This is a genomic window from Devosia sp. P2_G7 (assembly GCF_056403495.1).
Window position 1 is genome coordinate 152792 of record NZ_JBFUFI010000008.1, and the last position, 12795, is coordinate 165586.

Consider the following 12795-nt stretch of genomic DNA (forward strand, 5'->3'; position numbering starts at 1 on the left):
CCTTCTCCCCTTGCGGGAGAAGGTGGCGCGCAGCGCCGGATGAGGGGTCCCGCGAAACGAAGTGTAGCGCGATCCGAGCGGAGCGAGGAGCGACCCAGTGCGCGGAGAGAGACCCCTCATCCGCCCTTCGGGCACCTTCTCCCACAAGGGGAGAAGGCGATCGCCTCACTAAGGTGCTAACCGACCTTCTTGGCCAGGCGCTCCGCTTTCTGGAACTTCTTCAGCACGCGGTCGCGCTTCAGGCGGCTGAGGTAGTCGATGTAGAGCACGCCATCGAGGTGATCGAGCTCGTGCTGCACGCAGACCGCGAGGCGGTCCTTGGCGTCGAGTTCAACTTCCTTGCCGTCGAGATCAGTGTAGCGGACGGTAACCTCGGCCGGGCGCTCGACGTCGTAGTAGAGCTCGGGGATCGACAGGCACCCCTCCTCCGTCGTCACGGTCTCGTCCGAGTATTTCAGGATCTCGGGGTTGATCATGACCAGCGGCGCCGGGGTTTCGTCTTCCTTGGCGAGGTCCATCACCACGATGCGCTTCAGCTCGCCGATCTGCGGCGCGGCGAGGCCGATGCCCGGCGCGTCGTACATGGTGTCGAGCATGTCCTTGGCGAGCTGCTTGATGCCATCGTCGATCTTCTCGATCGGCTCTGCAATAGCGCGCAGGCGCTCGTCGGGCAGGATCAGGATGGGGCGCTTGGCCATGAACGTTCAGTCCTTCATCGGGGGTTGCCGCTGAATATGGTATTTCCCGGGCGCCGGTCAACGGCCAGCCGGTTTACGCTTCGTCAACGATAATTGGGGCGAACGTGAACAATGCGGGAACAACTCGGTCGAATCGTGTAGGCTGCCGCGATGGATCGTGTGCTCTTCGTCATCGCCGACTATCCCGTCACGCTCGAGATCGCCGCGTTTGCGGCGGCAGGACTGTTCGCGGCGCTATTGATCGCCCTCCTGGTGGTGATGGTGCGGCAGTCGCGCATCCGCACCGAGGAAGCGCAGCAGCGGGCCGATGAGGCGGCCGCGGCGCAGCTCAAGGCGCAGGAGACCGAGCGTTATATCGCCGACATGCTGCGGGTACAGTCGGAGATGACCGGCCGGATGCAGACGATGAGCGAGATCTTCGGCTCGCGCACCTCCGACCTCGCCCGCCTCGTCAATGATCGACTCGACAGCCAGGGCCAGCGCATCGGCGCGGCAATGCAGGAAGGCAACGCGAAGACCAACGAGAGCCTTGCAAAGCTCCAGGAGCGGCTGGCGGTGATCGACCGGGCGCAATCCAACATCACGCAGCTCAGCCAGAACGTGGTGTCGCTGCAGTCGATCCTCGCCAACAAGCAGACGCGCGGGGCGTTCGGCCAGGGCCGGATGGAAGCGATCATCGGGGATGGGCTGGCCCAGAATGCATATGCGTTCCAGGCGACGCTCTCGAACGGCAGCCGGCCGGACGCACTGGTCTACATGCCCAACGGCGCGCCCTCGCTGGTGATCGACGCCAAGTTTCCGCTCGAGAGCTGGCAGGGTTTTTCGGGCGCCGATGAAGGCGAGGACCCGCGGTTTGCGGCCAGCCGGTTCCGCAACGACATGGGCGTCCACATCAAGGCGATTTCGGAAAAGTACCTGATTGCCGGGGAGACTGCCGATACGGCGTTCCTGTTCGTGCCGTCGGAATCGATCTTCGCGGACCTGCACGAGCATTTCGAGGATGTGGTGCAGCGCGCGCTCAAGGCCCGCATCGTCATCGTCTCGCCGTCGATCCTGATGCTGTCGATCCAGGTGGTGCAGGCGCTGCTGCGCGACGTGAAGATGCGCGAAGAGGCGTATCGCATCCAGACCGAGGTGCGGGCGCTGCTCACCGATGTCGGCCGGCTGGACGAGCGGGTGCGGAAGCTGCAGACGCATTTCACCCAGGCCGCCGGGGATATCGGCGACATCGTTACGTCGTCGTCGAAGATCGTGAAGCGCGGCGAGCGCATCGAGGCGATGGAGTTCGACGAGGCGCGGCCGGAGCAGCGTCTCGCTGGAGAGTAGTGAATCACTGGGGCAGGTGGGGGTCAGCCGGCCCTGATGCTGAAAGACTAGCTGGCGAGCACGTGCATCGGCGCCGGCAGGATGCTGTCGAGCAGCTTGGTGCGCCCCTCGGTGACGGCTGCAAAGGTGCGGATGTCCTCGGGGCGGCTCAAGAGGTAGCCCTGCGCCGTCTGGCAGACCTCGCCCTTGAGGAAGGCCAGTTCCTCGGCCCGTTCGACGCCTTCGGCGACCACCGGAACGTTCAGGCCGCTGCCGAGACCCAGCACGGCGCGCACGATGGCCGCGGACTGGTGGTTGTTGTCGACCGAGCGGATGAACGACTGGTCCACCTTGATCTTCGAAAACGGGAAGGCGCGGAGGTTGGCCAGCGACGAGTAACCGGTGCCGAAATCGTCCATGGCGATGCGGACGCCGAGCGCTCGTATCTGCCGGAGCGTCGTCACCGCCCGCATCATATCGCGGATCAGCGCCGTCTCGGTGATCTCGACCTCGAGCCGCGAGGGCGAGAGCCCGGTCTGGATCAGCACCTCGTGCACAGTCTGCGCGAAGCTGGCCGAATGCACCTGCACCGCCGAGACATTCACCGCGATCGACAGCGGCGACTTCCAGCGCGCAGCCTCGTTGCAGGCGGTGCGGAGCACCCACTCACCGATTTGCAGGATCAAACCGCTCTCCTCGGCGACGGGAACGAACACCGACGGCGGTATCTCGCCGCGTTCGGGGTGCTGCCAGCGCACCAGCGCCTCGAAGCCGGTGACTTCGCCGGACTGGATATCGACCTGCGGCTGATAGACGAGGCGCAGCTGGTTGCGCGACACGGCGTGGCGCAGGTCGTGCTCCAGCAGCCGGCGATCGCGCACTTCGGCGCCCATGGCATTTTCGAAGAAGCGGTAGATACCGCGACCGTCCTGCTTGGCGCGATAGAGCGCGGTGTCGGCGTGCGTCATCAGCTGTTCGGCGGTATCCGCGTTGTCGGGGAACAGCGCGATGCCGACCGAGGCCGAAATCAGTGCCCCGCTCGACGACTGATCGTTGGTCCGGCGGAACGCATCGAGCATCTGCTCGGCGATGCGGCCGGCGCGGGCCGGCGTGCCGATATCGCCCAACAGCACGGCGAACTCGTCGCCACCCAGCCGCGCTGCGTCGCCCTGGCCCTCGATGGCCCCGAGCAAGGCCTGGCCGACGCGCTGCAGCAGCGAGTCGCCTGCGGCGTGGCCGAAGAGGTCATTGACCTCCTTGAAGCGGTCGAGATCGAGGCACAGCACGGCAAACGTCTGGCCGTGGCGGCGGGCGTGGCTGATCTCGTCCTCGAGCTTGCGCGAGAAGCTCACGCGGTTGGGCAGCCCGGTCAGCGGGTCGTTGTGGGCGAGGAAGCGGATATGCTGCTCGGCCTGCTTGCGGGCCGACAGATCGCGGATGGCGATCGCCTGGTGCGGCTGGCCGGCGAAATCGACCTGCCGCAGGATCACCTCCGCAGGCACGACTCCGAAGCCGGTCTTGAGATCGGTCTCGATGGCGATATTGGGGCGCTCGAGCAGCATGGAGCAGACGGCGGAGCCGAGGAACTCCGACAGTTGCCGGCCGCTGACATCGACCTGCGGCAGGTCGACCAGGGCCAGGAAACTCTGGTTGGCGGTGACGATCTCGCCATCGCGGGCCACCAGCAGGCCCTCCACCGCGGCGTCGGCAAGGCCACGCATGCGATCGCTTTCGGCAGCCGTGCGGCGGCGATCGAGCAGGTCGAGATAGGTGCCGCCGAGGGCGAACAGCAGGATCATCACCGAGACCACCGCGACCACCAGCGAGAGCCATTGCGGCGTCTGGTCGGCGGCGGAAACCACGGGGAAGCAGTTCTCTAGGCCCGCGGCGCCCATGGCGGTGAAGTGCATGGCGCAGATTGCCACCGTCATCAACCCGGTCGAGCCGAGCCGCCAGCGCAGCGTGTCGCGCTCGGTGCCGACCCACAACGAGGCCGCGCCCAGGCTCATGCCGAGGAGCAGCGACGTGGTGACCAGCGTCGGATCCCAGACGATGTGGCCGCCCAGCAGCACGGACGCCATGCCGACATAGTGCATGCCGGCGATGCCGATGCCGACGATGGCGCCACCAAGTATGGTGTCGGAGCGGCGGGTGCCGATGGTTGCGAACCACAGGCCACCACCGACGATGGTGATGGCGCAGAGCAGCGAAACCAATGTCAGCGGCAGGTCGTAGCCCACCGGCATGCCGGCCGAGAACGACAGCATGGCGACGAAGTGCGTCGCCCAGACGCCGAAGCCCACCGATACGGCGGCAACGGCAAGCCATGCCTTCTGCATCGGGCCGACGGTGCGCCGGGCATGATTGAGCAGCGTGATACCGGCAAAAGCGGAGAGAGCACATACGAGTGCCGCCAGGGCCACCAGGCGGAGGTCGTGATGCTCGAAAAGCGTAGACAATATGATCTGCAAGATGGCGCGTCCTTCTGGAGGCAGTGCCACTGCTTTCGGCCCGCGGTGGTGAAGAGAGTATTGCCTCGCTTGATACGACTTGTGCTTAACCGCCTGCCCTCTCGATACGGCGTAAATGGAGGCTTAAGATGTTCGGCTGAACCCGCCAGTGGGTGCGTGCGTTAAGGTCCAAAGGGAGTATGACCGATGAGCGCCAACAACCACTTCCGCGGCCTGATCGCGGAGGACACACCAGCCGGCAATGACGGCGATACCCCAGGATTCGCCCAGCCGGTGAGCCAGGCCGAGCTCGAGGAACTGCTCTATGGCGACGATTGGCCCGCGGTCGAACGGCTGGCGCGGCTGAGATCGATCCGGGCCGAACTCGCCGATCTCGAAGCCCCCGATTTCGGCGACGACGACCCGCGCAGCATGATCGGCGCCATCGACGAGGCGATCGCCCAGCTCAGCAGCCTAGATGGGGAGGGCATGGACCCTACCTCGATCGATCACGACGCGACGGCGCATCGCGAGACCCTGTCACCCGATTCAGACGAACTCGACGCGATCGAGGCGGCCGACGAGGCGTCGTTCTCGGAAGACGAGGAGGGGCCGATCGACAAGAACGAGTGGATCGACGGCGACGGACTGGATACCGACAAGAAGCACTAGAGCGCAGTACGCGCCTTCAGCGCCTGGCTGAGCGTGCCCTCATCGAGATAATCGAGTTCGCCACCCACCGGCACGCCATGGGCCAGCCGGGTGATCTTCACGCCACTGGGGGCGAGGCGGTCGGTGATATAGTGCGCGGTGGTCTGGCCCTCGACCGTGGCATTCACCGCCAGGACGATTTCATTGAATTCGGGGGCACGGCGAAGCAGCGCATCGATCGAGAGGTCATCGGGGCCCACGCCGTCGAGCGGCGAGAGCACGCCGCCCAGCACATGGTATTTCACCTGCCCTACCCCGGCGCGCTCCAGCGCCCAGAGGTCAGCGACGTCCTCGACGACGATCAGCAGCCCGCTGTCGCGGCGCGGATCGGCACAGATGTGGCAGGGCGAGCGGGTATCGACGTTGCCGCAGGTCTCGCAGACCGTCACCGCCTGGACGGCGCGATCAAGCGCCGCCGACAGCGGGATCATCAGCTGTTCCTTCTTCTTGATCAGCTGCAGCACGGCGCGCCGGGCCGAGCGCGGCCCAAGCCCCGGCAGGCGCGCCAGCAGCAGGATCAGCTGTTCGATTTCGGGTCCGCCGTTAGCCAAAGCGTCCTCTAGAACGGGAACTTCATGCCTGGAGGCAGCGGCAGGCCCGCCGTCATCTCCTGCATCTTGGCGTTCATTTCGGTCTCGGCCTTGGACTTGGCGTCGTTGTGGGCTGCGAGGATCAGGTCCTCGAGCACCGAGACGTCGTCTTCCCTGAACAGGCTGGGGTCGATCTTCAGGCCGCGCATCTCGCCCTTGCCGGTGAGTGTCACGGTGACCAGACCGCCGCCGGAGCGGCCTTCGATGGTCATCTCGGCGACCTTGTTCTGGAACTCCTCCATCCGCCCCTTCATCTCCTGGGCGGCCTTCATCATTCCCATCAGGTCTTTCATTCGTCGTCTTCCTCATCGCTGTCGCGGATGGCATCCGCGTAGGCTTCGATCGGTACCTGCTCCTGTTTGACGGTCACCCGCACCGTGGCGCCGGGGAACGTCTCGAGGATGGCCTGCACCAACGGATCCTGGTGGGCCTCCTGGCGCACCGCTTCCTGCCGCTCCTCGCGCTGCTCGCGCATGGTCGGCACGTGCTGTGCGTCGGTCTTGAGCGTGATCATCCACTGCCGGTTGGTCCACAGCTTCAGCTTGGCGCTGAGGGTCTGGATGATGCCGGGGTCGGCATTGGGGACGAGCGCCACCTCTAGCCGCGCGTCGCCGATGGACACCGGGCGCAGCGAGGATTCTAGCGCGTGCTTGACGATCAGGTCGCGCTTCTCGCCTGCGAGCGCCACGAGGTCGGCGTAGGTGCGCGGATTGGCGAAGACCTGGGCTTGCGGGGTGGATTGCGGAATGGCCTGCTGCGGCGGCGCGGCTTCGAAGCGCGGCGCAACTTCCGGCTGATACTGCCGGGCGGCCGATGGCCCACCACCGCTGCCGCCATTGCCACGGGCCACCGGGGCAGTCTGCGGCTGGGTGGGAGCGGGCAGGTTGCCGAGCTTGGCGATCAGCTCGTCCGGCGTCGGCAGGTCGGAGGCATAGGCGAGGCGGACCAGCACCATTTCGGCGGCCTGCAGCGCGTTGCCGGCCTGCTGCACCTCGTCATAGCCCTTGAACAGGATCTGCCAGGTGCGCGACAGAGCGCGCATGCCGAGCTTTGTCGCCAGCTGCGCGCCGCGGGTGCGCTCGTCCGGGGTCAGCGATACGTCGTCGGCGGCTGCCGGAACGATCTTGATGCGGGTGACGAGGTGGGTGAAATCGCAGAGGTCGGCGACGATGGTCTGCGGGTCGGCGCCGGCATCGTAGAGCTCGCGCAGGTTACCCAGCGCATCGCCGATGCGGCCGGCCATCAGCGCCTCGAACAGATCGATGGTGCGGGCGCGGTCGCCCAGCCCGAGCATGGCCTTGACCGTCGCGGTGGTCACCTTGCCGTCGCCGTGGCTGATCGCCTGGTCGAGCAGAGACTGGTTGTCGCGCACCGAGCCTTCGCCGGCGCGGACGATCATCGCCAGCGCCTCGGGCTCGTAGTCGATCTTTTCGCGAGCGAGGAGGTCGATGAGGTGGGCGGTCATCGTCTCGGGCGGCACGCGGCGCAAATCGAAGCGCATGCAGCGGGAGAGGATGGTCACCGGGACCTTGCGGATCTCGGTGGTGGCGAAGATGAACTTCACATAGGGCGGCGGCTCTTCGAGCGTCTTCAGCAAGCCGTTGAAGGCCGCGGTCGAGAGCATGTGCACTTCGTCGATGATGTAGACCTTGTAGGGCGCCGAGACGGGCCCGTACTTCACCGAGTCGATGATCTCGCGGATATCGTTGATGCCGGTGTTCGAGGCGGCGTCCATCTCCACCACGTCGACATGGCGGCCCTCGATGATGGCGCGGTCGTGGATGCCTTCCTTCTCGAAATCCAGGGTTGGATGGCGGCCGGTCTCGTCCTCGTAGTTGAAGGCGCGGGCGAGGATGCGGGCAGTGGTGGTTTTGCCCACGCCGCGGACGCCGGTGAGGATGAAGGCGTGGTGGATGCGGCCCGACTTGAAGGCGTTCCTGAGGGTCTGGACCATGGCGTCCTGACCGATCAGCCCGGCAAAGCTTAGCGGCCGGTACTTTCGTGCCAGCACCAGATAGGGCGACTTCGCCGCGTTGGCGGCGGGCGCAGGGGGATCGTCGGGGAACATTCCGTCAGCCATGGCAGAGCATATAGCGACCGCGGACGCGGATCGCAAAAGTTCATGCCATCAAAGCGCGGGGCCTGATCAGAAAGATGTGGGAAGTAGGAGGCTGGCAACGACCCGTGAAGGTCTCGTTGGGGCTGCTACCTTCCGGTCCTGACCCGGTTGGCGAGGAACACGTCCGCGCCAACCTCCCGATCCGCTATATGGCGCGACATTGCGGCGATGGCAAGATGCAACTCCCCGGTGCTCGGCGGCGTTAGTTGGGCGAGTTTGAGAGCTTGGAGGCGGCCATGATCGCCCGAGGTAGTAGTGACGAAGCCGAGGCCCGGCACCACATCGCGCTGTGGCAGGGGATGATCGGGCATTGGAACACCATTGCCGACGAGTATCGCGACGCGGCGCGCGGCAGGGCGCAGGCCAGCCCGCACCTGCTTCGCGAAGCCGATCGCACGCGCTGGCGCATCCGCGATGCGCTCGATCACTGCGAGCGGCTGATCGACAACCTGGCTCCCGGCCACGAGATGCGGCCCGACCTGTTCCAGATCGAAGGAGCGCTGGAAGCGCTGAGCGAGAGCATCGCGATCTCGGCCGAGCAGATGGGGCCGAGGATCGAGGCGAGCAAGAACATCGCTGGGCTGAAGTACCTGCTGAGCGAGTTGAAGCGGGATGCGGGGCTGGGGGCTTAGGCTTGGCCCTCGACTTGGCCCTGCCTCTCACCTACCCCACCGGCCGTCATCCCGGCGAAAGCCGGGACCCAGTGCTCTGAGCGCTCCACTCGCTCGAGCCTCTCCGACCTTGCTGTGATGGACCGGATGGGTTCGCGCCTACCCGACCGTCCGAGCAGTGGGTCCCGGCTTTCGCCGGGATGACGGCCCGTGGGTTGGATGATCACGTGCAGGCAACCGTCCCACCCTGAACGCATCCCTCAGACCTTGTTAACAAACTGGGGCGCATTCTAATGACTTCACGAGCCCCAAGGAGGCTTGTCATGTTGAAGTCAGTCCGCGTTCCACACGAACTCATCGCGCTCAGCCAGATGCAGCGCGCCGCTACCCGCGAAATTGGTGCCCCGCTCTACCTGCCGGCGTTCCAGCACCAGATCCTCGAAGCCGAAGCCCGTCGCGAGGAAGACAAGTCCGACGATCTCGACTGGGGTGTCGAGGCTGGCGGCCTCACCATCGGCGCCGACGAGGACGACGACTTCTACTGAGCCGACAAGCTCGAGGCGAGCTTGCTAGGTCGCGGACGCGGCCTTGTAGACGCCCAGTACGTGGAAGTGGTCGGTGAAGAACCGCAGCTCCTCGAAGGCGAGCTGCACCGAGCGATCCGACGGATGTCCCTCGATATCTGCGTAGAACTGCGTGGCGGTGAACGAGCCGTCGAGCATGTAGCTTTCGAGCTTGGTCATGTTGACGCCGTTGGTGGCAAAGCCGCCCATCGCCTTGTAAAGCGCTGCCGGCACGTTGCGGACGCGGAACACGAAGGTGGTCTTCACCTTGCCCGCTTCGGGCGCCGGCTCCTCGGCCTTTTTCGAAATCACCAGGAAACGCGTCGTGTTGTGAGCGGCATCCTCGATGTTCTGTGCCAGCACGTCGAGCCCATAAACCTCGGCAGCGAACAGCGAAGCGATGGCGCCCACCGACTTGTCGCCCCTTTCGGCGATTTCGCGCGCGGAACCGGCGGTATCGACGCCGTTGATGGTCTTCAGCTTGTGCTTGGCTATGAACTTCCGGCACTGGCCGAGCGCCACCGAGAGCGACTGCACGGACTTGATATCGGCAAGCTTGGCGCCGGGCACGCCGAGCAGGTTCATCTCGACGCGCAGGAAATGCTCGCCGGTAATGAACAGCCCGCTCTTGGGGAGCAGGTGGTAGATGTCGGTGATGCGGCCGTAGAGCGAGTTTTCCACCGGCACCACGCCGAATTCGGCATCGCCGTTCTGCACCGCCGAGATGGTGTCCTCAAAAGTGGTGCAGGGCAGCGCTTCGTCACTCGGAAACAGCGCATGTGCCGCCGCGTGGCTGAAGGCGCCGGGCTCACCCTGGAACGCGATCTTTCTGGACATGTACTGGAACTCCCAAACGAAAGGCGCGCCTTAATGCGACCCGGTGCGAGCCAAGTCAATGTTGAGGAGAAGCCTCCTCTTTCCACTATTGTCGCAGTGCGCGTTACCCCGTTGCGCCATGGGGAGGGACAGACTATCTTCCGCCCGCGTCGGGACAGGGCTTGAAGCGCCGGGGTTGGCTAGCTATGGCCTATCGCTGTTCCGCCGTTCATCAAACCGGCGTCAAAGGCTAAAGATACCCCCGATGGATTCGTTCGAACTCAACAAGATCATTGGCGCCATTCTCGGCACCCTGCTGTTCGTCATGGGCGTAGGGTTCCTGGCCGAGGCCGTTTATCACCCGATCGAAGATCGCGGTCCGGGCCTCACGCTAGCCGAGGCGGAAGTCGCCGGCGAGCATGGTGGCGGCGCCGCCGAGCCGGCTGCTCCGGAAGTGCCGCTCGGCACGCTGCTGGCCAGCGCGGATGCCGCTGCGGGCCAGGCGTCCACGAAGAAGTGCGCCAGCTGCCACAACTTCGGCGAAGGCGAATCGAACAAGACCGGCCCGCTGCTCTACGGTGTCGTCGGTCGCCCGATCGGCAGCCACGAGGGCTTTGCCTATTCGGCCGGTATGGAAGAGCACAAGGCCAAGGGCGACGTGTGGTCGTACGAGAACCTCAACGCCTTCATCACCTCGCCAAAGACCTTCACGCCCGGCACGAAGATGAGCTTCGCCGGCGTCAAGGATCCGGCCGAGCGCGCCAATATCCTCGCCTACCTGCAGACGTTGTCGCCGTCGCCCGTGCCGTTCCCGGTCGCCGAAGCCGCTCCGGCTGCGGCTCCGGCCGATGCCGCCGCTGCTCCCGCCGCGGAAGCTGCTCCTGCCGATGCCGCTGCTGCGCCGGCCGCAGAAGCTGCACCGGCCGCTGAGGCTCCGGCTGCGACGACCGAACCGGCAGCGCCGGCCGCTCAGTGAGCCTGGCTCACGGCAACTGATTTACCGAGCCGCGCCCCTGGTGCGGCTCGTTCGTTTTGGGGAGACCACCGATGACCTTGCTGCTGCACCTCGCCGATTTCAACGAGCGGCGCTGGGCCGATGGCTTTGCCGCCGCCCTGCCCGGCCGCAAGGTGGTGACCCGGGCCGACAGCTATGACCCCGACGAGATCGAGTACATCTTCATCTGGAAGCCCAAGCCGGATGCCTTCGAAGGCCTCCACAACCTCAAGGCCATCCTGTCGCTGGGCGCCGGCGTCGATGCGCTGCTACGCAATCCGTCGCGGCCCAAGGACGTGCCGATCGCGCGGTTCATGGACGAAGACCTGACGCAGCGGATGAGCGACTACGTCGTCTCGCAGGTGACGATGCACCAGCGGCTGATGACCCGCTTCAAGCGCGACCAGGCGGCCCGGCAGTGGCGCCAGCTCTACCCGGCGCCGGCATGGGACGCGACAGTCGGCGTCATGGGGCTGGGCCAGCTCGGGCTCGACGCGATCCGGCATCTCAAGGTGTTCGGCTACAAGCTGCGCGGCTGGAGCCGGTCGCCCAAGGAGGTCGAGGGCGTCGAGGCGTTCTCCGGGCCGGAGCAGTTCGAGGCGTTCCTCTCGGGCACCGATATTCTCGTCAACCTCTTGCCGCTGACCGCCGAGACGCAGGGCATCCTCAACTATGAGACGTTCTCGAAGCTGAAGCGCGGCGGCATCGACAACGAGGGGCCGGTGGTGATCAACGCGGCGCGCGGCGGGCACCAGAGGGAAGCCGATATCGTCAGGGCGCTCAACGATGGCACGCTGAAGGCGGCGAGCCTCGACGTGTTCGAGGTAGAGCCGCTACCGCAGGACAGCCCGCTCTGGGACATGGACAATGTCTACATCACCCCGCACATCGCCGCTGCCTCGAGCGAGCGGACGGGCGTTGCGTATTTCTCCAAGGTGATCCGGGATCACGAGGCGGGGTTGCCGCTGCCGAACGTGATCGACTTCAGCCGCGGCTACTAGAGCTTCAGCTCCCAGTACTCGCCGACGAGGTCCTTGCCGAAACTGTGGTGGGGCTTGCTTTCGGTGAGGGTGAAGCCGGCGGCAGTGTAGAGCTTGCGGGCCGCAGCGAGGTTCGACTGGGTCCAGAGCCGGATTTTCGAATAGCGCTTGTCGCGGGCGAAGCGGACCACCTGGTCGACCAGCAGCTTGCCGACGCCGAGGCCGCGGGCTTCGGGTTCGACATAGAGCAGGCGCAGTTGAGCCACGCCCTGCCCGGCATCGACGACGAACACCGAGCCGATGACCCTGCCATCGCGCTCGGCGATCCAGCAGCCTTCGGTCGTCGGATCGAAGTCCTGCAGGAACTTGCCGCCGATCTCCGCCGCCAGCGCCTCGTAGCTGCCGTCCCAACCGAACTCCTCGGCATAGAGACGCGACTGGCGGGCGACGACGTGGGCGACGTCGCCGATATGGTGGGGCCTGAGGACGATCGAGGCAGCGCCGTCCTCCTGATCGAGAATGCGAACGATGGTCTGCATGGCGGAGACCAGTTCCTGCCGCTCGGCCTCCGACAGCGGCGCGACCAAGTCAGCGATGGCGCGATCGGCGGCGGCTTCGACATCGGCCGCGGCCTGGTCGCCTTCGGCAGTGAGCGCGAGTTCACTGCGGCGCCGGTCGCGGGTGCCGGGTGAACTGGCAATCAGCCCGGCGGCGACGAACTTGTAGACCATGCGGCTCATGTAGGCCGGATCGACGCCCATGGCCCGGGCCAGCGTGGCACTGTTCGAATGGCCCGCCGCGTCGAGTTCGTAGAGCAACCGGCTCTCGGCCGGGCTGTAGTCGGTCTTCGAGTAATGCTCGTCGAACAGCCCCAGCCAGCGGGCAAAGGCGCGGTTGAAGCGGCGAATCTCGGCGATCTGCGTCTCATCCATGATGGATGAGATTGGCGCCGATATCG

13 protein-coding genes and 1 other RNA gene are annotated in these 12795 nt (G+C 65.6%); 6 read left to right on the top strand and 8 right to left on the bottom strand.

All coding sequences use genetic code 11. The features are described 5' to 3' along the window. Positions 1 to 176: 176 nt before the first annotated feature. A complete protein-coding gene (gene def, locus AC1DWU_RS14745) occupies positions 177 to 698 on the bottom strand; it encodes a peptide deformylase (protein WP_477150750.1) in 522 nt (173 codons plus the stop codon). 150 nt (positions 699 to 848) lie between these two features. Here def and AC1DWU_RS14750 point away from each other — a divergent pair, with 150 nt between their 5' ends. Continuing rightward, entirely contained in the window at positions 849 to 2024 is a 1176-nt protein-coding gene (locus tag AC1DWU_RS14750; RefSeq protein WP_477150751.1) for a DNA recombination protein RmuC, read from the top strand. 47 nt (positions 2025 to 2071) lie between these two features. On the opposite strand, the gene AC1DWU_RS14755 is transcribed toward AC1DWU_RS14750, so the two are convergent. Next, positions 2072 to 4462, bottom strand: coding sequence for a bifunctional diguanylate cyclase/phosphodiesterase (locus AC1DWU_RS14755; protein ID WP_477150752.1), 2391 nt, complete (start codon positions 4460 to 4462; stop codon positions 2072 to 2074). 198 nt (positions 4463 to 4660) lie between these two features. Between AC1DWU_RS14755 and AC1DWU_RS14760 the strand changes: the two genes are divergently transcribed. Beyond that, a complete protein-coding gene (locus AC1DWU_RS14760) occupies positions 4661 to 5125 on the top strand; it encodes a hypothetical protein (RefSeq protein WP_477150753.1) in 465 nt (154 codons plus the stop codon). Here AC1DWU_RS14760 and recR read toward each other — a convergent pair. From recR to ffs, 4 genes are all read right to left on the bottom strand, one after another. Then, complete coding sequence (recR, locus tag AC1DWU_RS14765; protein WP_477150754.1) at positions 5122 to 5715, bottom strand: recombination mediator RecR; 594 nt, start codon at positions 5713 to 5715, stop codon at positions 5122 to 5124. The two genes, AC1DWU_RS14760 and recR, sit on opposite strands and share 4 nt — an antisense overlap. An 8-nt stretch (positions 5716 to 5723) precedes the next feature. Next, complete coding sequence (locus AC1DWU_RS14770) at positions 5724 to 6047, bottom strand: YbaB/EbfC family nucleoid-associated protein (RefSeq protein WP_477150755.1); 324 nt, start codon at positions 6045 to 6047, stop codon at positions 5724 to 5726. After that, positions 6044 to 7834: a DNA polymerase III subunit gamma/tau gene (locus tag AC1DWU_RS14775; RefSeq protein ID WP_477150756.1), complete on the bottom strand. Its 1791-nt coding sequence runs from the start codon at positions 7832 to 7834 to the stop codon at positions 6044 to 6046. The genes AC1DWU_RS14770 and AC1DWU_RS14775 overlap by 4 nt, the downstream gene beginning before the upstream one ends. A gap of 82 nt (positions 7835 to 7916) precedes the next feature. Beyond that, positions 7917 to 8012, bottom strand: an RNA gene (gene ffs, locus AC1DWU_RS14780) — signal recognition particle sRNA small type. A gap of 97 nt (positions 8013 to 8109) precedes the next feature. Here ffs and AC1DWU_RS14785 point away from each other — a divergent pair. Together AC1DWU_RS14785 and AC1DWU_RS14790 are read left to right on the top strand one after the other, a co-directional pair. After that, on the top strand, positions 8110 to 8505 hold the full coding sequence (locus AC1DWU_RS14785) for a hypothetical protein (RefSeq protein WP_477150757.1): 396 nt from the start codon (positions 8110 to 8112) through the stop codon (positions 8503 to 8505). A 302-nt stretch (positions 8506 to 8807) separates the two neighbouring features. After that, on the top strand, positions 8808 to 9029 hold the full coding sequence (locus AC1DWU_RS14790) for a hypothetical protein (RefSeq protein WP_477150758.1): 222 nt from the start codon (positions 8808 to 8810) through the stop codon (positions 9027 to 9029). Positions 9030 to 9053: 24 nt separating this feature from the next. On the opposite strand, the gene AC1DWU_RS14795 is transcribed toward AC1DWU_RS14790, so the two are convergent. Further along, on the bottom strand, positions 9054 to 9884 hold the full coding sequence (locus AC1DWU_RS14795) for a prephenate dehydratase (protein WP_477150759.1): 831 nt from the start codon (positions 9882 to 9884) through the stop codon (positions 9054 to 9056). 244 nt (positions 9885 to 10128) lie between these two features. Here AC1DWU_RS14795 and AC1DWU_RS14800 point away from each other — a divergent pair, with 244 nt between their 5' ends. Further along, positions 10129 to 10839 carry a c-type cytochrome gene (locus tag AC1DWU_RS14800; RefSeq protein ID WP_477150760.1) on the top strand — a complete coding sequence of 237 codons (711 nt, stop codon included), beginning with the start codon at positions 10129 to 10131 and terminating at the stop codon, positions 10837 to 10839. Positions 10840 to 10910: 71 nt separating this feature from the next. Continuing rightward, positions 10911 to 11858, top strand: coding sequence for a 2-hydroxyacid dehydrogenase (locus AC1DWU_RS14805; RefSeq protein ID WP_477150761.1), 948 nt, complete (start codon positions 10911 to 10913; stop codon positions 11856 to 11858). On the opposite strand, the gene AC1DWU_RS14810 is transcribed toward AC1DWU_RS14805, so the two are convergent. After that, positions 11855 to 12769 (bottom strand): GNAT family N-acetyltransferase, encoded by a 915-nt coding sequence (locus AC1DWU_RS14810; RefSeq protein WP_477150762.1) that lies wholly within the window; start codon positions 12767 to 12769, stop codon positions 11855 to 11857. The genes AC1DWU_RS14805 and AC1DWU_RS14810 overlap by 4 nt on opposite strands. Positions 12770 to 12795 lie beyond the last annotated feature (26 nt).